We start from the raw sequence: 18,786 nt of genomic DNA, 5'->3' as shown, positions 1-18,786 counted from the left end.
GAATGCCATTTCGGCGAAAAAGCGGGAGAAGCTAGCCGCCGCCGAGCTTCTTGTACACAGCGCCCACGATCGGGGTGACGATGGCCCGCGGTGCGTATCCGCTGGCCATCGACATGGCCTTGGAGGTCACGCCGGGCACCACCCGCATCTTGTTCTTCTCCAGACCGTCCAGCGACAGCTTGGCGGTGTATTCGGTTGAGATCCACAGGAAGTCGGGGATCAGCCGCTCGACCAGAGACTGCTCGGACTCGTCGGGCAGGTCGGTACGCACCGGGCCTGGCGCCAGCACCGTGACGTGCACGCCGGCGCCCTTGAGCTCGCCGCGCAGCGACTCGCTGAAGGTATTGGCGAACGCCTTGGTCGCCGCGTAGGTGGCGTTGTTGGGGATCGGCGAATTACCGGCCGCCGAGCCCGAGGTCAGGATGCCGCCGGAGCCGCGCTTGACCATTCCGGGCAGCACCGCCAACACCAGATCGTGGACACCGAGCACATTCAGCTGCACCTGTGCCTTCTCTCCGGCCGGGTCGAGGTCGTTGACCGGGCCGAAGGTCGCGGTGCCCGCGTTGGCGCACAGGATCGAGATCTCGCGCTGGGCGAGTTCGTCGCACAGGACGCCTCGGGCCGCGGGGTCGGCGAGGTCGACGGCGCGCACCTCGACGGTCACCCCGTAACGCTCGGTGAGGCGCTGCGCGAGTGACGTCAGTACGTCCTCCCGTCGGGCGGTGATGATCAGGTGGTGGCCGCGGGCAGCGAGTTCGGTGGCCAACGCTTCGCCGATGTTCTGCGAGGCGCCGGTGACGACGGCACGGGCATCCGGACTGGGTGCGGGTACTGGCATGCGGCCAATCCTAGAAGGCGTCCGAACCCATAAGGTGTCGGTCATGACTAACCCCCGGCGGGCGAGGGTGCTCGCGTGGGCACTGTGGGACTGCGGCGCGACTGGGCTGAACGCCATCGTCATCACGTTTGTGTTCTCGGTGTATCTGACGAAAGGCGTCGGATCGGACCTGCCCGGCGACACCTCGCCGGCCAGTTGGCTGGGCTGGGCCATGTTCGCCGTCGGTCTCGCGGTGGCGCTGCTGGCGCCCGCCGTCGGGATCTGGGTCGACGCGCCGCAGCGGCGGCGTCGGGTACTGGCGGTGATGACGGGTGCCGCCGTGGCGTTCACCGCGGCGATGAGCCTGATCCGCGACGACCACCGTTACCTGCTGCCGGGGTTGATCCTGTTGGCCTGCACCGCGGCCTGCAACGAGCTGGCCACCGTGCCCTACAACGCCATGCTGCGACAGCTGTCCACCCCGGAGACGTCAGGGCGGATCTCCGGGCTTGGCCTGGCGATGGGCTACGGGGGCAGCGTCGTGCTGTTGCTGCTGGCCTACGTCGGATTCATGGCCGGTGACGGGGGCGCGCTGGGTATCCAGACCGAAGACGGGCAGAACGTGCGAGCGGTGATGCTGCTCACCGCGGTCTGGTTCGCGTTGTTCGCGCTGCCGATGTTCGTGATGGTGCCGCCGGTGACCGATGCGCCCCCTGTTGAGCGGGTCGGCTTCTTCGGCGCCTACCGCAAGTTGTGGTCCGAGATCCGCGGCGAGTGGCAACGCGACCACAACGTGGTCTACTACCTGCTGGCCAGCGCGGTGTTCCGCGATGGGCTGGCCGGGGTGTTCACCTTCGGCGCGGTGCTGGGGGTCAGCGTCTACGGCATCTCCGAGGCAGACGTGTTGTTGTTCGGGATCAGTGCCTGCGTGATCGCCGCGCTCGGGGCCGTCATCGGGGGGCAGCTCGATGACCGGATCGGTTCCAAGTCCGTCATCGTCGGATCGCTGGTCTCCCTGATCGCGGTGGGGCTGGCCTTGCTGGTGCTGTCAGGACCGGTGGCCTTCTGGGTGTGCGGCCTGTTGCTGTGTCTGTTTATCGGGCCGACGCTGGCCTCGGCCCGCACCTTGATGCTGCGGATCACCGCGGACGGAAAGGAGGGCGTCGCGTTCGGGCTCTACACCACCGTCGGACGCGCAGCGTCCCCCCTGGCGCCGTTGCTGTTCTCCATCTTCATCAATGTGTTCGGCGCCGACCGGGCCGGGATGGGCGGACTGGTGCTGGTGCTGGCGCTGGGGCTGGCGGGCATGTTGGCCGTGCGGGTGCCAGCCCGGCAGCCCAGCCCCGCCGTGCCCGCGCACTGAGCCGGGCTCAGGCCGTACCGACGCAGATGGTGATTCCCGAGCCGGTCCGATGTTGGGTCTGCACGCCGTTGACGGTCACGGTGCACGCCACCTCGGGGCCGAAATTCACGACGCTCACGCTGGCTGTTTCGGTCGCCGGCTGAGCCAATTCGACCTGCTTGCTCCAGGGCAGCATGACGTTGAACTCGGTTTGCAACACGTTTCCGGTGTCCAGGTAGGTGATGTTGATGGCCCGGCCCTCACCGGCGACCTCATAGGTGACGGTCTCGGTGGGCCCGGGCGTGGTCTCCGTGGGCGGGGCCGTGGTGGGTGCCGGGACCGGGCGTGGCGCCCGCGAGGTCGTGGTGGGTGTCTTCGGTGGCGTGCTGAAGTTGGGCTGCGGGGTGATCGGTTGCGGTGCGACCACGGTCTCCTGGCTGGAGCCGTTGGCGATCACCAGCGCGACGACCAGGCCGAGCGCGACCAGGACTGCCACGGCGGCAAGGATCCACAACCAGAGCCGGGGCTCGTGGCCGTCGGGTTCGGGCGGGGTACCCGGCGGCGGAGTGGGTGCGCCCGGCGGCTGGCCGGTTGCGCCTGCGTCGTACCCGTAGGGAGAGTATGGCGGTAGCTGTTGGGTGGGATTCGGGCCCGGCTGCGGCGCCGAACCGGGCACAGCCGGGTACGCACCCTGATACGGCGGCTGGTTCGAGTACGCCGGATCTGGATAGTCCACGGGGTAGCCGCTACCGAACGATTGGGTCGGCTCGGACGTGTCGCGGCGTGGTGAATCTGTCATGCCCACCTCATGGCTGCGAGGGTACCTGTGCGGGCGCTCAGTCCGCTGCGGCCGAGGTCCCAGGGATCGAGTGGTGATGAGAGATGCTGGAGTGGACTGCGCAAGTGACGGGAGGACGCGAGGTGGCCGCAGATCGGCATGTGCGGGTGAACTACGGCGCGTCGTTGTCACCGGATGCGACGGCATTTGCCCACTTGGTCGACGATGGCGGCTATCCGCGGGCGGTGCAGCGCTTCCTGCGCGGATGGCGGGCCAGTTCCTCGCGCGACGTCGAACTGCCCGTGGTCGGGCCCGTGACGAAGGTCATCCATTCCGCCGACGGCCACTGGCTGGCGTGCCAGGTGGCCCCCGAAGGTGGGACCCGCAGCCAGATCTGGGTGGTCACGACCGATCCCGACGACCGTGACGCGCGCCGGATCGACTACTGGCCGCCCAACGCCGAGGGCACGGCCGAACTGATCAGTTGGGACGGCAGCCAGGTCGCGGCGATCCTCACCGGAGAGGACGGTGTCGGCAGCTCGTGCCTGATCGACCCGGCGACCGGGGGCACCCTCATTCTCGACCGACGGTCGGGCGGGCGGCTGGTCGATGCGTGGGCGGGCGCCTCGCTGGTGCGGGTCGGACCGCGTGGGTACCAGGAGCTCATCATGCTGTGGGGGTTGACCGAGATCGCGCTGCTGCCATCGGATCCCGGGTCGGTCACCGATTTCGGTGTGATCCTCGACGATCACACCCCGCGACGGCTCCGCAGCGGCGTCGAAGGTGAGACCACCCTGTACTACCCGGCCAGCACCTATGAGCCGGGCAGCACCGAAGGCTTCGTGCGGGCCCTGATCCGCAGTGACAACGGCGCCGCGCACGCCCGTCTGCTGGAGGTGACGGTGACCGCCGAGGGCGTGACGTACCACGTCGTCGCCGAACGGGCCGGCTATGAGCTCGACGAGTTCGTGGTCAGTGACGATATGTCCACCGTCGCGTTGTTGTGGAACATCGACGGCCGCAGCGAGTTGCAGGTCCTGGAATATGCCGACGAATCGCTGTCGGCACCGATTCCCATGCCCGGTCCGGTCGCCGGTGAGCTCAGCATCAGCGCGGGCGGGTCCATGGTGGCGGTGACCGTGCAGGGGCCGTCGTTGCCGCGCACCGTCGAACTCGTCGATCCGCGCTCACTGGAATGGGAGCGGATCGACCGGGAACCCAGCAGCGGGCCCCTGACTGCGGCGCCGACGCTGGAGCGGATCACCGCACGCGACGGGTTGGAGCTCACCGGGTGGTTGTACCGGCCGCAGGGGGAGACGGTGGGTGCGGTGATGTTCCTGCACGGTGGCCCTGAGGGACAGGCGCGGCCCGAATACAACGAGATCTTCCCGGCGCTGCTGGAGGCCGGTTTTGCGGTGCTGGCGCCGAACGTGCGCGGCTCGGGCGGGTTCGGTCGGGCTTTCGTGCACGCCGATGACAAGGAGTTGCGGTTCGCCGCGATCGACGATGTCGCCGATTGTGCGAAGTATCTGGTGGACCAGGGTGTTGCGCCGGCCGATCGGCTGGCCTGTACCGGGTGGTCGTACGGCGGCTATCTGACCCAGGCGGCGCTGGCCTTCCATCCGCAGCTGTTCGTCGCCGGCATCAGCATCTGCGGGATGAGCGATCTGAACAGCTTCTACCACACCACCGAGCAGTGGATCGCCGCCGCCTCCTACCCCGAGTACGGCCACCCGGTCGCGGATCGTGATCTGCTGGAACGGCTTTCGCCGCTGCCGAGGGCGGATGCCGTGATCGCCCCGCTGTTGCTGGTGCACGGCGGCAACGACACGAACGTGCTGCCCGACGAATCCCGTCAGATGTACGAGGCGCTGGTGGCACTCGGGCGCACCGCCGAACTGCTGATCTTCGACGACGACGGCCACGAGATCGTCAAACGGGAGAACCGCGCCGTGCTGGTCGATGCGGCGACCCGCTGGCTGTCCAAGGCGTTCGGTGTCTAGTCGGCGGTGAGCGCGGCCAGCGTCATCCGGCGCAGTACCGCGCGGGAATGTGTCTTGGGGACAGCGGGTCTCACGCTGTAGGGGGTCGAGTTCAGCAGGCCGAACGCGGCGTGAGCCATCACGCGGGCGTCGTCCTCGGCCAGATCCGGGTTCACCTGGGTCAGGACCGCCACCCAGATCTCGACATACTGCCGCTGGGACCGCCGCACCTGACGCTTGGCGGTGTCGGGCAGATGTGCCAGGTCGCGGTCCTGGATACGGATCAGGTCGGGCTCGCCGAAGACGAAGTCGAGATGGAAGTCCACGAGGCCGTTCAGGGTGTCGGCGGGCGGGGCGCTGCGGGCGGTGACCTCCTGCGCTCCGGCGAGCAGGCGGGTACTGATCCCGACCAGCAGTTCGACCAGCAGGGCCTCTTTGTTGGGGAAGTGCCGATAGATGGCCGGCCCGGAGATGCCGACCGCAGAGCAGATGTCCTCCAGGCGTACCGCGAGGTAACCGCGTTCGGCCACAAGCCGTTCGGCGGCAGCGATCAGTTGACTGCGGCGGTCGGACTTCGCCTTGCTGCGACGGGTGACGGCGCTGTCGGACATGGCGCCTCCGGGGGTAGACAACTCAGTTAATGAAAACTAACCTAGCACGAGTTAGTCGTCATTAACCGAAATGGGAGCTGCCTTGTCATCGCACCGCGAGGAGCATCTGGCGCTGGTTGGGCAGTTGCGCGCCAAGCTCGCCACCGCCGCACTCGGCGGCCCCGAGCGGGCCCGTCAACGCCACGTCGACCGGGGCAAGTTGCTGCCCCGCGATCGGGTCGACGGGCTGCTGGACCCGGGCAGCCCGTTCCTGGAGATCGCCGCACTGGCTGCCGACGGGATGTACGACGACGAGTGTCCCGGTGCCGGGATGATCGCGGGCATCGGCCGGGTGTCGGGCCGGGAATGCCTGATCGTCGCGAACGACGCGACCGTCAAAGGCGGCACGTATTACCCGGTCACGGTCAAGAAGCACCTGCGTGCGCAGGAGATCGCGCTGCAGAACAAGCTGCCGTGCATCTATCTCGTCGACTCCGGCGGTGCCTTCCTGCCGCGTCAGGACGAGGTGTTCCCCGACCGCGAGCACTTCGGCCGGATCTTCTACAACCAGGCCACGATGAGCGCGCAGGGCATCGCCCAGATCGCCGCGGTGCTCGGCTCGTGCACTGCGGGTGGCGCCTATGTGCCCGCGATGAGCGATGAGGCCGTCATCGTGCGCAACCAGGGCACGATCTTTCTGGGAGGTCCGCCGCTGGTGAAGGCCGCGACCGGTGAGGTCGTGACCGCCGAGGACCTCGGCGGCGGTGACCTGCATTCCAAGACCTCCGGTGTCACCGACCATCTGGCCCACGACGACCGTGATGCGCTGCGGATCGTGCGCAACATCGTCGCCACCCTCGGGCCGGCCGAGGCCCCGCCCTGGGCCGTGACACCCACCGTGGACGCCGTCGCCGACCAGAGCGAGCTCTACGACGTGGCCCCGGTCGACTCCCGCGTGCCGTATGACGTGCACGAGGTGATCACCCGGATCGTCGACGGCGGCGAGTTCAGCGAGTTCAAGGCCGAGTACGGCACCACCCTGGTCACCGGGTTCGCCCGCATCCACGGCCACCCGGTCGGCATCGTCGCCAACAACGGTGTGCTGTTCGGCGAATCCGCGCTCAAGGGAGCGCATTTCATCGAGCTGTGCGACAAACGCAAGACCCCGTTGTTGTTCCTGCAGAACATCGCCGGGTTCATGGTCGGCCGCGACTACGAGGCCTCGGGTATCGCCAAGCACGGCGCCAAGATGGTCACCGCGGTGGCCTGCGCCCGGGTGCCCAAGCTGACCGTCGTGATCGGCGGCTCCTACGGGGCCGGCAACTACTCGATGTGCGGGCGTGCCTATTCGCCGCGGTTCCTGTGGATGTGGCCCAATGCCCGCATCTCGGTGATGGGCGGCGAGCAGGCCGCCTCGGTGCTGGCCACGGTGCGCGGCGACATGAGCGCAGAAGAAGAAGAGCAGTTCAAGGCGCCGATCCGGGCCCAGTACGAGCATCAGGGCAACCCGTACTACTCGACGGCCCGGCTCTGGGACGACGGGGTGATCGACCCGGCCGACACCAGAACCGTGCTCGGACTTGCTCTTTCGGTTGTCGGCCAGGCTCCGCTGGAGCCGGTCTCCTACGGCGTATTCCGGATGTGATGATGAGCCTCTCCCTATTCGACACAGTCCTCGTCGCCAACCGTGGCGAGATCGCGGTGCGGGTCATCCGCACGCTGCGAGCCATGGGCATCCGGTCGGTGGCGGTGTTCAGCGACGCCGACGCCGGCGCCCGACATGTCGCAGAGGCAGACGTGGCCGTCCGTATCGGACCGGCCGCGGCCCGGCAGAGCTACCTCGACATCGACGCGGTGGTTTCGGCTGCGCAGCGCACCGGTGCGCAGGCAGTGCACCCCGGCTACGGATTCCTTTCCGAGAACGCCGAGTTCGCCGCCGCACTGCAGGCCGCGGGCATCGTGTTCATCGGCCCGCCCGCTTCGGCGATCGCCACCATGGGCGACAAGATCGCGGCCAAGGCCGCGGTGTCCGCGTTCGGCGTCCCCGTCGTACCCGGCATCTCGCGTCCAGGCCTGACCGATGACGAGCTGATCGCGGGCGCACCCGAGGTCGGGTTCCCCGTTCTGGTGAAGCCGTCGGCAGGTGGTGGTGGCAAGGGCATGCGTGTGGTCGAACAGGCTGCCGATCTGCCTGCCGCGCTGACCAGCGCCCGTCGCGAGGCCGCGGCCGCGTTCGGTGACGACACCCTGTTTCTGGAACGATTCGTGTTGCGGCCCCGCCATATCGAGGTGCAGGTGCTCGCCGACGGCCACGGCAGCGTGATCCACCTGGGGGAGCGCGAATGCAGCCTGCAGCGCCGCCACCAGAAGGTCATCGAGGAAGCGCCGTCACCCCTGTTGGATCCGGCCACCCGGGCTCGCATCGGGGCCGCCGCCTGCGACACCGCGCGTAGCGTCGACTACACGGGCGCCGGCACGGTGGAATTCATCGTGTCCGCGGATGCGCCCGATGAGTTCTTCTTCATGGAGATGAACACCCGGCTTCAGGTGGAACACCCGGTCACCGAAATGGTGACCGGTGTGGACCTGGTGGAGCAGCAGGTGCGCATTGCCGCGGGGGAGAAGCTCGTGCTCGGCCAGGACGACATCGTCATGACCGGACATGCCATCGAGGCCAGGTTGTACGCCGAGGACCCGGCCAACGGCTTCCTTCCCACGGGAGGGCCGGTACTGGGCTTGCGCGAGCCGACCGGGCCCGGCGTGCGGGTGGATTCCGGCCTGGCCGCGGGCACGGTCGTCGGCAGCGATTACGACCCGATGCTCTCGAAGGTCATCGCCTACGGCGCCGACCGGGCCGCGGCGCTGCACAAGCTGGACCGGGCGCTGGCCGATACAGCGGTACTGGGCCTGACCACCAACACCGAGTTCCTGCGCTTCCTGCTGGCCGATCCCGATGTGGCGGCCGGCCGACTGGACACCGGCCTGCTGGACCGTCGGGCGCCGGATTTCGCGCCCAAGGCCCTCGGCGACGCCGAGTTGATCGCCGCGGCGGCCTACCAGTGGATCAGCAACTGGACCGAGGCCGGCGACGATCTGTGGGCACGGCCGACCGGTTGGCGGGTGGGGGAGCGTGCCCCCGCGGCGTTCCGGCTGCGGGCCGGCGAGCGCACCGACCACGTGTACCTCACCGGTACTCCCGATCAGGCCACGGCCACCGTCGAGCACGGTGAAACCCACACCGTCAGCGCGGCATTCGTCGGAGATCGGTTCACCCTCACCCTCGACGGGATGCGGGCCGAGTACCTGGTCGCCACGCAACTGAGCGGGGGTGTCGGTCAGCTGTGGCTCTCCGGCGCCGGACGCAGTTACCTCGTCGAGGAGGTCCGCGAGGCGCCGGTGCGACCCGACGACGAGCACAGCGGCAACGCCGAACTCGTCAGCCCCATGCCGGGATCGGTTGTCGCCGTGGGCGTTGCGAGCGGCACCGAGGTGACCGCCGGAACCATGGTCGTCACCGTGGAGGCGATGAAGATGGAGCATGCCCTGACGGCGCCCACCGATGGTGTGGCCGAGCTACTTGTCGCCGTCGGCGACCAGGTCAAGGTGGGCCAGCCGCTGGCCCGGATTACCGCTGCAACACAGGAGAACGAGCAATGACGGACTTTCTGTCCACCGGCACCTTGCCGGACCATTACGCGGAACTGGCCAAGACCGTCCGCGACTTCGCCCAGAGCGTCGTCGCCCCGGTGGCCGCGAAACACGATGAGGAACATTCGTTCCCGTATGAGGTCGTGGCCGGCATGGCCGACATGGGTCTGTTCGGACTGCCTTTCCCCGAGGAGTACGGCGGCATGGGCGGCGACTACTTCGCGCTCTGCCTGGCCCTGGAGGAACTCGGCAAGGTGGACCAGAGCGTGGCCATCACGCTGGAGGCGGGGGTTTCCCTGGGCGCCATGCCGGTCTACCGCTTCGGTAACGACGCCCAGAAGGAAGAGTGGCTGCCGCTGCTGGCCAGTGGCAAGGCGCTGGGCGCCTTCGGCCTGACCGAGGCCGGCGGCGGCAGCGACGCCGGCGCCACCAAGACGACCGCGAAGATGGACGACGGCCACTGGATTATCAATGGCTCCAAGCAGTTCATCACCAACTCCGGTACCGACATCACCAAGCTGGTCACGGTCACCGCGGTCACCGGCGAACGTGACGGCGGCAAGAAGGAGATCTCGTCGATCCTGGTGCCCGTGCCCATCGAGGGATTCACCGCCGAACCGGCCTACAACAAGGTCGGCTGGAACGCCTCGGACACCCACCCCCTGAGCTTCGACGACGTCCGGGTACCCGCCGAGAACCTGCTGGGTGAGCGCGGCCGCGGTTATGCCAACTTCCTGCGCATCCTCGACGAGGGCCGCATCGCCATCGCGGCGCTGTCCGTCGGTGTGGCGCAGGGTTGCGTGGACGAATGTGTGAAGTACGCCAAGGAACGTCAGGCCTTCGGCGCGGCCATCGGCACGTACCAGGCCATCGCCTTCAAGATCGCCCGGATGGAGGCCCGCGCCCACACTGCCCGCGCCGCGTACTACGACGCCGCGGCGTTGATGCTGTCCGGCAAGCCGTTCAAGAAGGCGGCGTCGGTGGCCAAGCTGGTCTCCAGCGAGGCGGCGATGGACAACGCCCGCGACGCCACCCAGATCTTCGGCGGCTACGGTTTCATGAACGAGTACCCGGTGGCGCGTCACTACCGGGACAGCAAGATCCTCGAAATCGGTGAGGGGACAACCGAAGTGCAGCTGATGCTGATCGCGCGGGAGGCGGGTCTGTGACCGAGGAGCGAGTGATCGAACAGCGTGGGCTCTGGTTCGAGGAGTTCGAGACCGGAGTGTGCTACCTGCACCGTCCCGGGCGCACCATCACCGAGGCCGACAACACACTGTTCACCGCGGTGACCATGAACACCCAGGCGCTACACCTCGATGCGGCCTGGTCCGAGCAGCAGCCGCCGTTCAACCAGCGGCTGGTGAACTCGATGTTCACGCTGGCCACTCTGGTCGGGCTCTCTGTCTCTCAGCTCACCCAGGGCACCACCGTCGGAAACCTGGGGTTCTCCGAAATCGCTTTCCCCAAGCCGATGTTTCATGGCGATACGCTCTACGCCGAGACCGTCGTCACCGAGAAGCGGGCATCCAAGAGCCGTCCCGGCGAGGGCATCGTCACGTTCGTGCACACCGGCCGCAACCAGCACGGTGACATCGTGGCCACGGCTACCCGCAAGGCCCTGATGCGGATGCGCCCGGAGGGGGATTCCTGATGGCACTCCAGGCACCCGGTCCAGGCTGGCTGTTCTGCCCGGCCGACCGTCCGGAGCGATTCGAAAAGGCCGCGGCGGCAGCCGATGTGGTGATCCTCGATCTCGAGGACGGATGCGCGGCCAAGGACCGCTCCGCCGCCCGCCAGGCCTTGATCGACACGCGGCTGGATCCGGCCCGCACCGTGGTGCGGGTCAACCCGACCGACACCGCCGATCACGAACTGGACCTGAAGGCAGTCGCCGCAACCGATTACACCACCGTGATGCTGGCCAAGACCGAGCATGCCGATCAGGTGCGCGCCCTGGCCCCGCTGGATGTCGTGGTGTTGATCGAGACCCCGCTGGCCGCGCTGAACGTCGTCGAGTTGGTGCAGCCCGACAACGCCTTCGCGGTGATGTGGGGAGCCGAGGACCTCTTCGCGGTCACCGGTGGCACCGCCAACCGGTGGCCTGACGGCACCTACCGTGACGTCGCCCAGCACGTGCGGTCGCAGACCCTGCTGGCGGCCAAGGCCTACGGGAAGCTGGCGCTGGATTCGGTGTACCTCGACATCAAGGATCTCGACGGCCTGCGGGCCGAGTCCGACGACGCGGTCGCGGTCGGTTTCGACGCCAAGGTGGCGATTCACCCCACACAGGTCGCCGTCATCCGCTCGGCCTATGCGCCCACCGATGAGCAGATCAGCTGGGCGCGGGCAGTACTCGCCCGGGTGGCTACCGAACGCGGCGTCTTCCAGCACGACGGTCTGATGGTCGACGCCCCGGTGCTGCGCCGGGCCGAGCGGATCGTCGCCCTGGCCCCCTAGTCGCTACCGCGAGCAGACGCGTCGGTACCCGAAACCAGTGTTTCTGGGGTACCGCAGCGTCTGCTCGCCGGCGTCTCCGACACGCACCCAATCGTTACCGGCGATGGACCCGGCCGAACTCGGTTCGGGCGCATAATGGCGATATGCCCCAGTGCTGCGACGGGCCGAGCGGATCGTCTGACTAGCGCCACACCCAGGCATTAGCCGGAGGCCTCTCACCAGGGGTTTTGCACGTACCGCCGCTGCTCTGAGCACCTCACGGACTGGCGGCGCGACATGCCGTCACCTGAGAAGGAGGCGGGATGGCTGGGATGTATGCGGCACCGAGTGTCGAACTGGACCCGGTAGGCCTGGTGGACGCAGACGGGTCACCCACCGCCGAGACCCGCTTCAGCCGCGATCTGCCCCACGAAACCCTGGCCTGGCTCTACGAGTCCATGGTGGTGACCCGCGATCTGGACACGGAATTCATCAACCTGCAACGCCAGGGTGAGCTGGCGCTGTACGCGTCGTGTCGGGGTCAGGAGGCCGCGCAGATCGGGGCCACGGCCTGCCTACGCAAGACCGACTGGTTGTTCCCCCAGTACCGGGAGATCGGCGCGTTCTTGCTGCGCGGCATCACGCCGGGCCAGATGGGTGCGGTGTGGCGAGGCAAGTGGCACGGGGGCACGGAGTTCACCGGGCGCTGCGTCGCCCCGATCGCCATTCCGATCGGCACTCACGGACTTCATGCCGTCGGCGCGGCGATGGCTGCCCAACGTCTCGGCGAGGATTCGGTGACCGTCGCATTTCTCGGCGACGGCGCGACCAGTGAGGGTGACGCGCACGAAGCGCTCAACCTGGCTTCGGTGTTCAAGGCGCCGTGCGTGTTCTTCGTGCAGAACAACCAGTGGGCAATCTCAGTGCCGGTCAGCAGGCAACAGGCCGGGCCGTCGATCGCGCACCGCGCCACCGGCTACGGCATGCCGGGTGTCCGCGTCGACGGCAATGACGTGCTGGCCTGTTATGCGGTGATGGCAGAGGCGGCCGAACGTGCCCGGCAGGGCGGCGGTCCCACGCTCATCGAGGCCGTCACCTACCGGATGGGTCCGCACACCACCTCCGACGATCCCACCCGCTACCGGTCGGCCGGTGAGCTCGATGACTGGCTGGCCCGTGATCCGATTGCGCGCTACCGCACCTACCTCCAGACCACCGGAGTGCTCGACGACCGTCTCGAGCAACGAGTCGCGGCGCGGTCACTGCGGCTGCGCACAGAGTTGCGCGACACGATCGTCGGAGCCGCCGACGCCGATCCGGCCGAGCTGTTCGACAACGTGTATGCCGAGACCACCCCGGATCTGGCACGCCAACGCGATCAGTTGTTGGCCGAACTGGCGAAGGAGGCGTGAGACCCATGACCCAGATCATCGATCGTCCTGCCGCTCAGGGGGATTCGCCGGACCCGTGGGAGCGGGAGCTGACTCCGCTCAGAAGGCCCGCGCCCCCGCGGTCCGAGCCTGCGGTCGCCGAACTGACCATGGTCGCGGCCATCAACCGGGCGCTACGTGACGCCATGGCCGCCGATGAACATGTCCTGGTGTTCGGCGAGGATGTCGCCACCCTGGGCGGCGTCTTCCGGGTCACCGAGGGGCTGGCCGAAACCTTCGGTGCCGACCGGTGCTTCGACACTCCACTGGCCGAGTCGGCGATCATCGGTATCTCCATCGGCTTGGCGATCCGCGGTTTCATCCCGGTCCCGGAGATGCAGTTCGACGGATTCAGCTATCCGGCCTTCGACCAGATCGCCAGCCACCTGGCGAAGTACCATATGCGCACCCACGGTGACGTGAAGATGCCGGTGACGGTGCGGATTCCGTCGTTCGGCGGTATCGGCGCGGTCGAGCATCACTCGGAGTCCACTGAGTCGTACTGGCTGCACACCGCCGGCCTCAAGGTCGTCGTACCGTCGACCCCGTTGGATGCGTACTGGCTGCTGCGGTATGCGATCAGCAGCCCCGATCCGGTGATCTTCCTGGAGCCCAAGCGGCGCTACTGGGCCCGCGAACTCGTCGACACGAGCGCACCTGCGCCGCCGATCGGCCGGGCCGCGGTGCGGCGCAACGGAACCGACGTCACGGTCATCACCTACGGCGGGCTGGTGGGCACCGCGCTCAACGCTGCCGAGCTGGCCGCCGACCGCGGCTGGAGCCTTGAGGTGGTGGACCTGCGATCACTCAACCCGCTCGACTTCGACACAGTCGCGGCCGCGGTGCAGCGCACCGGTCGCGCGGTGGTGATGCACGAAGGCCCTCGGACTCTGGGCTTCGGTGCCGAACTTGCCGCCCGGATCTCCGAGGAATGTTTCTACGACCTTGAGGCACCGGTGTTGCGCGCCACGGGTTTTGACACACCGTATCCCCCTGCCCGGCTGGAGAAGGCGTGGCTGCCCGGCGTCGACCGGTTGCTCGACTGTGTCGAGCGTGCGCTGGAACAGCCGTGAACCGCGAGTTTCTGGTCCCTGATCTCGGCGAGGGCCTGCAGGACGCCACCATCACCAGCTGGAGTGTCGCGGTGGGCGACACGGTCGAACTCAACCAGACACTGTGCACCGTCGAGACGAACAAGGCCGAGGTGGAGATCCCCAGCCCGTTCGCCGGGCAGGTGCTCGAACTCGGCGGCGCGGCAGGGGACACCTTGACCGTCGGGTCGTTGCTGGTCCGGATCGATGCCGGTGAGCCGGCCGCTGCCCCCACCCTTCCTGCGAAAAACGGTGCGACGCCGCGTAAATCGGTGCTGGTCGGATACGGCGCCGACGACAGCATGGATGCCAGTAGGCGAACGCCACCAATGGGTGACCGGGCCCGTGCCAAACCACCGGTGCGGAAACTGGCAGCTGATCTGCAGGTGGACCTCGACGCACTTGCCCCGGGATCCGGGCCCGAGGGGATCGTCACCCGCGACGATGTGCTGGCCGCCGCGGGTAATTCGGAGAATCTCGATGTCACTGGCGTGCAGGCCGCCATGGCGCGAAGGATGTCTCTGTCGCACAAGGAAATTCCTGATGCCCACGCCCGCGTCGAGGTCGATTGCAGTGCGTTGTTGCAGCTGCGCGACCGGATTCGGGCCGCCGATGCGGAGCTGCCCGTCACACCGTTCGTGCTCACGCTGCGGCTGCTGGTGATGGCGCTGGGGCGGCATCAACTGCTGAACTCCACGTGGCTGGAAACCACGGAAGGTGCTCAGATCCACCGGCATCCGGCTGTGCACCTGGGCTTCGGGGTGGCCGCACCGCGTGGCCTGCTGGTTCCCGTGGTCCGTGACGCGCAGACCACGACGACCCGGCAGTTGGCCGCTGCGGTTGCCAGGCTCGTGGAGCGGGCCAGAGCCGGCACACTCAGCCCGGCGGAGCTCAGTGGGTCGACGTTCACGGTGTCGAACTTCGGTGCCCTGGGCCTGGACGACGGCGTACCGGTGATCAACTATCCGGAGGCGGCGATTCTGGGCATGGGTTCGATCAAACCGCGTCCAGTCGTCGTGGACGGTGCGGTGGCGGCCCGCCCGACCATGTCGTTGACGTGTGTATTCGACCACCGCGTCGTCGACGGCGCGCAGGCCGCGGCATTCCTGGTTGACCTGCGCGCCCTGGTCGAGGCGCCCGAGCTCGCCGTGCTGGACCTCTAGGGGAGAGTTGTAGCCCGCTACTTCCGCTTGGCGGCAGCCAAACGCGCTGCGAACTCGGGAGATTCGATCGAGCGTGCCTGCGGACCGAGTTCGATGTCAACGGCTGTCCCGTGCTGGTCGGTGTCGACCGTTCCCGGATTGGCGGTGGCCCGCATCGAGGCCTTCGTGGCGATCACCACGTCACGCGGAGCACTGGCGGGGCCTGCGGCGAGCATGCGCGCGGCGCCCACCGGATCCTCGGCGATCGACAGCGCCAACCCGTGGCGCACCGCGGATTCGGCGTCGAAGCGCATGCCGAACAACAGTGCCGCCCGGGCCACCTGTGGGCCGACGCCTCGCTGCAGCATCCAGGTGGCGCCGCCGCCGGGGTGGATGCCCAGCTTCTGGAACCGTGGATCGAACAGCGCGCCCGGGCCGGCGATGCGGACATCAGCGGCCAGCGCCAGGTTCAGGCCCGCGCCGACTGCGGCGCCGTTGACCGCGGCGATCGTCGGCAGCGTGCAGTTGGCGACCGCCAGGAACCCGTCGTAGATCTTGCGCAGCCCGTCCTCGGTGGCCTCGCCGAGCGCGGTGAGGTCGGCCCCGGCGCAGAACGCCTTGCCCGCACCCGTGACGATCACGGCGTGCACGTCGGGGTTGGCCTCGGCCCCCTCGACCGCGGCGCGCAGGGCTGCCGACATCTCGAAGGTCACCGCATTGCGGCGATCGGGATCGTTGACGGTGATGACTGCGATGTGATCGTCGACGCTGACCAACACTGAATCCGGCACCAAGCCACCCTAGCCTCCGTGGGTATTGCCCGTGAGCGTCACGCCAGAGTGGCGCCCGCGGTCGCGCGCCACTCTGGCGTGACATTCGGCGCGGGGTATTCGGCACGTGATGTTCGGCGCGGGGCGTTCGGCGCGGGTGACCACAAACGTTCATCGGAACGTCGGCCCCATTGCCCAGCGGTCCCGCCGGCATGAGCGGACAATGATTCGGTGACGGCTGACATTGCCGGTATTTCTGGCGCGCAGTCGGCAACGCCGACGCGGCGTCGGCTCCTCTTCATGGCAGCCGGGGCGATCTTCCTGCTCGATCTGGGGACCAAGGCGCTGGCGGTGGGCACGCTCGAACCGGGCCATCCCGTCCCGTTGTTGGGCACCTGGCTGTCCTGCGAGCTCACCCGCAATTCCGGTGCCGCCATGTCGATGGCCGCGGACCGGACCGTGCTGCTGACCATCGTCGTCCTGTCCGTGGCTGCGGCCATCGCCTGGATCGGTGTGAACGTCCGCTCTCGGTGGTGGGCCGTGGGTCTGGGGACCATCCTCGGCGGCGCCGGGGGGAACCTCATCGATCGATTCTTCCGTGCCCCTGGTCCGATGCGGGGGCACGTGGTCGACTTTCTGGCCATCGGCCCGATGCCGGTGTTCAACGTCGCCGATCTCGCCGTGCTGTCAGGTGTGGTCTGGTTGATTGCGTTGTCGCTGTCGGGTTTTCCGTTCAACGGCGCCGCCCGGAGCCCGGAGCCGCATGCTGGAAACTAATCCCGACCACCGGGTCGGTTCAGGGACGACCGACCGAGCGCCGCATGGCACGAGACCCGCACTGCGATGGTCTTTGCCGGAATCGGGGCCGTGGTGGCCATCGGTGCGCTGGTGTTCGCGATTCTGATGACGTCACACCAGTCGGTGCTGCCTCCTCAACCTGATCGGCTGACGCCGGTGACGCCGGTGAAGCCGTCGTCGCGCGCGGTGACAACCAGCACGAGCACGACGCCGCAGACGCCGGTGAGCACCAGCGAGGACATCGGACCTTCGAATGCGCCACCGCCACCCCCGGAAGCCCCGTCCGACACAACCGCGCCGCCGACCACGACGATGTCGAATCCCTATGCCACGACTTCGGTGCCCAACGGGGCCGCGTTCTGATGCGTACTGACCGACACGCGCGTGGACCGGGTCAGCCGAACCCGATTCCGATGCCACCCCAGATGTCGTCGTCGGGCTCGTTGGGGCACGAAACGTCTACGTAGACAGTCGTGTTCGACGGGTCGACGCCGGGTGACCGATCGGGATTGTGAACCGCCGTTGCCCGGCAGCGTGTGAGTGGCTCGCTGCTGACTCCGCTGACCCAGTTGATTTGGACGTTGTAGCCCTTCGCGGTGAGATCGTTGATCGTGTCGGCGGCCGATCGGGTGCCTGCCGTCGGGTCCGCTACGGCAGATGGAGCCAGGACCATGCCGACACACAGCGCTGCGAAGGGTGTGAACACCTTCGCGCAACGCACTACTCGTCGCATGATGACCCTTCCGGCGGTCGGATCGGCTTGTGCCAGTCTATTCCGCCGGCAAAGGTATGACGTGGTTCAGGAATTCGAGCCCTCGTCGGGGCATTGCACATCGACGTAGACCGTTACGTCTGACTTGGGTAGGGGTGGCGACCCGCGGTTGGGATTGTGGATCGAATTGACGCGGCACAGCGACAGCGACAATGTGCTCTTGCCGCCGACCCAGTTGATCGCCACGTTGTAGCCCTCGGCGCTGAGGGCCGAGATCGTTTCGTCGGCCCGTTGGCCGCTGCCCGCAGTCGGCTCCGCCGTGGCAACCGGGGTGGCCCCGATTGCGATGGCCGGTATGAGCACAACCAGTCCGACGATCTTGGTATATCGAGCATGGAACAGCATCCCGACCCTCCTGACGGTCGGATCTCATGCTGTCGCTCTCACCGGTAGCCCCGGCCGTCATCAGTCAGTGTATTCCTGGTGTACGGAAAGTTAACAGAAAGTGACGGAATATTTGCGCGGCCGACAGCTCCGGGCCGGTCTGGCTCGGCTCGGCTCACGCAGCGGTAGGGGCCAAGAAAATCGGGCAGCATCCGGGATTACCGGACGCTGCCCGAATGTGTCAGGGAGCAGGTGGCGCGGGAGGTGCTCCCGGCGCCGGCGGACCTCCTGGTGCCGGAGGCGGTGCAGCCGGATCCGGCAGGTACTCACCGAGACCCGAAGGCACGTTCGTCCCGGGTGGCGGTGCGGTGCCCGGAAGCGGTTCACCGAGTTGCTCTTTGGGCAGCTGGCCGAGCATCGCGCCACGCAGGTTCCCGTTGCGGTACATGTCGCGCATGTTCCGCATCCAGTCGAGCCCGGAGATGTCCGCGTTCTCCTGACCCGGCGGGACTCCGACCACGGTGCCCTGACCGGGCGCCGACGGTTTCTCGTTCTGCGGGAAGAAGTTTCCGTTGTTGAACGCCCTGAGGTTGGGTGCCTCGGTCGGGGGCGGTCCACCCGGTGCCGACGGCACCGTGTATTGCCCGAGCAGCGCACCGGGACTCATGTCGACCCCATTGGGGACGCCCAGGCGCCCAGGTGCCGTCTCGGTCCCGGTCTGTCCGAGTACCGACAACCCACTCGGGCCGAGGGGTGCGCCCATCAGGGGCACGTCGGGTCCAGGTGGGGGAGCCGGAGCAGGAGCCGGGGCGGCGACCGCGGGAGCACCAGGAACCTCTGGTGGCGCCGGGTCGGCTGCGGCG

At 67.8% G+C, this 18,786-nt stretch carries 19 protein-coding genes; 12 read left to right on the top strand and 7 right to left on the bottom strand.

The window, feature by feature from the left end; translation table 11 throughout:
• Nucleotides 1–31 precede the first annotated feature (31 nt).
• Complete coding sequence (cmrA, locus tag AC4ELS_RS14715; protein WP_055115808.1) at nucleotides 32–838, bottom strand: mycolate reductase; 807 nt, start codon at nucleotides 836–838, stop codon at nucleotides 32–34.
• Nucleotides 839–881: 43 nt separating this feature from the next.
• On the opposite strand from cmrA, the gene AC4ELS_RS14710 reads away from it, so the two are divergent.
• On the top strand, nucleotides 882–2,180 hold the full coding sequence (locus AC4ELS_RS14710; protein ID WP_064887021.1) for an MFS transporter: 1,299 nt from the start codon (nucleotides 882–884) through the stop codon (nucleotides 2,178–2,180).
• A 7-nt stretch (nucleotides 2,181–2,187) separates the two neighbouring features.
• Here the strand turns inward: AC4ELS_RS14710 and AC4ELS_RS14705 are convergent, their stop codons facing one another.
• On the bottom strand, nucleotides 2,188–2,958 hold the full coding sequence (locus tag AC4ELS_RS14705; RefSeq protein ID WP_499047900.1) for an MmpS family transport accessory protein: 771 nt from the start codon (nucleotides 2,956–2,958) through the stop codon (nucleotides 2,188–2,190).
• 104 nt (nucleotides 2,959–3,062) lie between these two features.
• Here AC4ELS_RS14705 and AC4ELS_RS14700 point away from each other — a divergent pair, with 104 nt between their 5' ends.
• Entirely contained in the window at nucleotides 3,063–4,940 is a 1,878-nt protein-coding gene (locus AC4ELS_RS14700) for an alpha/beta hydrolase family protein (protein WP_498883418.1), read from the top strand.
• On the opposite strand, the gene AC4ELS_RS14695 is transcribed toward AC4ELS_RS14700, so the two are convergent.
• Nucleotides 4,937–5,530: an SACE_7040 family transcriptional regulator gene (locus tag AC4ELS_RS14695; protein WP_064887020.1), complete on the bottom strand. Its 594-nt coding sequence runs from the start codon at nucleotides 5,528–5,530 to the stop codon at nucleotides 4,937–4,939. The two genes, AC4ELS_RS14700 and AC4ELS_RS14695, sit on opposite strands and share 4 nt — an antisense overlap.
• A gap of 70 nt (nucleotides 5,531–5,600) precedes the next feature.
• Here AC4ELS_RS14695 and AC4ELS_RS14690 point away from each other — a divergent pair, with 70 nt between their 5' ends.
• The 8 genes from AC4ELS_RS14690 (at nucleotide 5,601) to AC4ELS_RS14655 (ending at nucleotide 15,280) form a co-directional block, all read left to right on the top strand.
• A complete protein-coding gene (locus tag AC4ELS_RS14690; RefSeq protein WP_499047898.1) occupies nucleotides 5,601–7,154 on the top strand; it encodes a carboxyl transferase domain-containing protein in 1,554 nt (517 codons plus the stop codon).
• A 2-nt stretch (nucleotides 7,155–7,156) separates the two neighbouring features.
• Nucleotides 7,157–9,166, top strand: coding sequence for an acetyl/propionyl/methylcrotonyl-CoA carboxylase subunit alpha (locus tag AC4ELS_RS14685; RefSeq protein WP_498887894.1), 2,010 nt, complete (start codon nucleotides 7,157–7,159; stop codon nucleotides 9,164–9,166).
• Nucleotides 9,163–10,326, top strand: coding sequence for an acyl-CoA dehydrogenase family protein (locus AC4ELS_RS14680; protein ID WP_064887017.1), 1,164 nt, complete (start codon nucleotides 9,163–9,165; stop codon nucleotides 10,324–10,326). The genes AC4ELS_RS14685 and AC4ELS_RS14680 overlap by 4 nt, the downstream gene beginning before the upstream one ends.
• On the top strand, nucleotides 10,323–10,811 hold the full coding sequence (locus tag AC4ELS_RS14675; RefSeq protein ID WP_064957814.1) for a MaoC family dehydratase: 489 nt from the start codon (nucleotides 10,323–10,325) through the stop codon (nucleotides 10,809–10,811). The genes AC4ELS_RS14680 and AC4ELS_RS14675 overlap by 4 nt, the downstream gene beginning before the upstream one ends.
• Nucleotides 10,811–11,617: an HpcH/HpaI aldolase/citrate lyase family protein gene (locus AC4ELS_RS14670; protein ID WP_448448238.1), complete on the top strand. Its 807-nt coding sequence runs from the start codon at nucleotides 10,811–10,813 to the stop codon at nucleotides 11,615–11,617. The genes AC4ELS_RS14675 and AC4ELS_RS14670 overlap by 1 nt, the downstream gene beginning before the upstream one ends.
• 302 nt (nucleotides 11,618–11,919) lie before the next feature.
• Entirely contained in the window at nucleotides 11,920–13,008 is a 1,089-nt protein-coding gene (gene pdhA / locus AC4ELS_RS14665; RefSeq protein ID WP_499047896.1) for a pyruvate dehydrogenase (acetyl-transferring) E1 component subunit alpha, read from the top strand.
• A 5-nt stretch (nucleotides 13,009–13,013) separates the two neighbouring features.
• Nucleotides 13,014–14,099 (top strand): alpha-ketoacid dehydrogenase subunit beta, encoded by a 1,086-nt coding sequence (locus tag AC4ELS_RS14660; RefSeq protein WP_499047894.1) that lies wholly within the window; start codon nucleotides 13,014–13,016, stop codon nucleotides 14,097–14,099.
• Nucleotides 14,096–15,280, top strand: coding sequence for a dihydrolipoamide acetyltransferase family protein (locus AC4ELS_RS14655; RefSeq protein WP_448448241.1), 1,185 nt, complete (start codon nucleotides 14,096–14,098; stop codon nucleotides 15,278–15,280). Before AC4ELS_RS14660 ends, AC4ELS_RS14655 begins: the two co-directional genes overlap by 4 nt.
• Before the next feature lie 17 nt (nucleotides 15,281–15,297).
• On the opposite strand, the gene AC4ELS_RS14650 is transcribed toward AC4ELS_RS14655, so the two are convergent.
• Nucleotides 15,298–16,050: an enoyl-CoA hydratase gene (locus AC4ELS_RS14650; RefSeq protein ID WP_448448242.1), complete on the bottom strand. Its 753-nt coding sequence runs from the start codon at nucleotides 16,048–16,050 to the stop codon at nucleotides 15,298–15,300.
• Nucleotides 16,051–16,260: 210 nt separating this feature from the next.
• On the opposite strand from AC4ELS_RS14650, the gene AC4ELS_RS14645 reads away from it, so the two are divergent.
• Together AC4ELS_RS14645 and AC4ELS_RS14640 are read left to right on the top strand one after the other, a co-directional pair.
• Entirely contained in the window at nucleotides 16,261–16,806 is a 546-nt protein-coding gene (locus AC4ELS_RS14645; protein WP_064887010.1) for a signal peptidase II, read from the top strand.
• 66 nt (nucleotides 16,807–16,872) lie between these two features.
• Nucleotides 16,873–17,190, top strand: a complete 318-nt coding sequence (locus tag AC4ELS_RS14640; protein ID WP_448448243.1) for a hypothetical protein — start codon at nucleotides 16,873–16,875, stop codon at nucleotides 17,188–17,190.
• A 31-nt stretch (nucleotides 17,191–17,221) separates the two neighbouring features.
• On the opposite strand, the gene AC4ELS_RS14635 is transcribed toward AC4ELS_RS14640, so the two are convergent.
• The 3 genes from AC4ELS_RS14635 to AC4ELS_RS14625 all read right to left on the bottom strand — a co-directional run.
• Nucleotides 17,222–17,560 carry a hypothetical protein gene (locus tag AC4ELS_RS14635; RefSeq protein ID WP_448448244.1) on the bottom strand — a complete coding sequence of 113 codons (339 nt, stop codon included), beginning with the start codon at nucleotides 17,558–17,560 and terminating at the stop codon, nucleotides 17,222–17,224.
• Between the two features lie 66 nt (nucleotides 17,561–17,626).
• Nucleotides 17,627–17,944, bottom strand: coding sequence for a hypothetical protein (locus tag AC4ELS_RS14630; protein ID WP_064887007.1), 318 nt, complete (start codon nucleotides 17,942–17,944; stop codon nucleotides 17,627–17,629).
• Nucleotides 17,945–18,164: 220 nt separating this feature from the next.
• The coding region (locus tag AC4ELS_RS14625) for a hypothetical protein (protein WP_499047891.1) at nucleotides 18,165–18,786 on the bottom strand (622 nt) is incomplete at its 5' end.

This window comes from Mycobacterium shunyiense (assembly GCF_058270035.1).
The sequence above is the reverse complement of the archived record's forward strand: the minus strand, read 5'-3'. Positions and strand labels throughout refer to the sequence as shown.

What these genes read in the sequence shown, in the direction of transcription:
- AC4ELS_RS14670 (WP_448448238.1), top strand. Translation starts at nt 10,811, where the DNA reads ATGGCACTCCAGGCACCCGGTCCAGGCTGGCTGTTCTGCCCGGCCGAC.
- AC4ELS_RS14630 (WP_064887007.1), bottom strand. Translation starts at nt 17,944, where the DNA reads ATGCTGTTCCATGCTCGATATACCAAGATCGTCGGACTGGTTGTGCTC.
- AC4ELS_RS14660 (WP_499047894.1), top strand. Translation starts at nt 13,014, where the DNA reads ATGACCCAGATCATCGATCGTCCTGCCGCTCAGGGGGATTCGCCGGAC.
- AC4ELS_RS14710 (WP_064887021.1), top strand. Translation starts at nt 882, where the DNA reads ATGACTAACCCCCGGCGGGCGAGGGTGCTCGCGTGGGCACTGTGGGAC.
- cmrA (WP_055115808.1), bottom strand. Translation starts at nt 838, where the DNA reads ATGCCAGTACCCGCACCCAGTCCGGATGCCCGTGCCGTCGTCACCGGC.
- pdhA (WP_499047896.1), top strand. Translation starts at nt 11,920, where the DNA reads ATGGCTGGGATGTATGCGGCACCGAGTGTCGAACTGGACCCGGTAGGC.
- AC4ELS_RS14635 (WP_448448244.1), bottom strand. Translation starts at nt 17,560, where the DNA reads ATGCGACGAGTAGTGCGTTGCGCGAAGGTGTTCACACCCTTCGCAGCG.
- AC4ELS_RS14705 (WP_499047900.1), bottom strand. Translation starts at nt 2,958, where the DNA reads ATGACAGATTCACCACGCCGCGACACGTCCGAGCCGACCCAATCGTTC.
- AC4ELS_RS14685 (WP_498887894.1), top strand. Translation starts at nt 7,157, where the DNA reads ATGAGCCTCTCCCTATTCGACACAGTCCTCGTCGCCAACCGTGGCGAG.
- AC4ELS_RS14690 (WP_499047898.1), top strand. Translation starts at nt 5,601, where the DNA reads ATGGGAGCTGCCTTGTCATCGCACCGCGAGGAGCATCTGGCGCTGGTT.
- AC4ELS_RS14640 (WP_448448243.1), top strand. Translation starts at nt 16,873, where the DNA reads ATGGTCTTTGCCGGAATCGGGGCCGTGGTGGCCATCGGTGCGCTGGTG.
- AC4ELS_RS14680 (WP_064887017.1), top strand. Translation starts at nt 9,163, where the DNA reads ATGACGGACTTTCTGTCCACCGGCACCTTGCCGGACCATTACGCGGAA.
- AC4ELS_RS14695 (WP_064887020.1), bottom strand. Translation starts at nt 5,530, where the DNA reads ATGTCCGACAGCGCCGTCACCCGTCGCAGCAAGGCGAAGTCCGACCGC.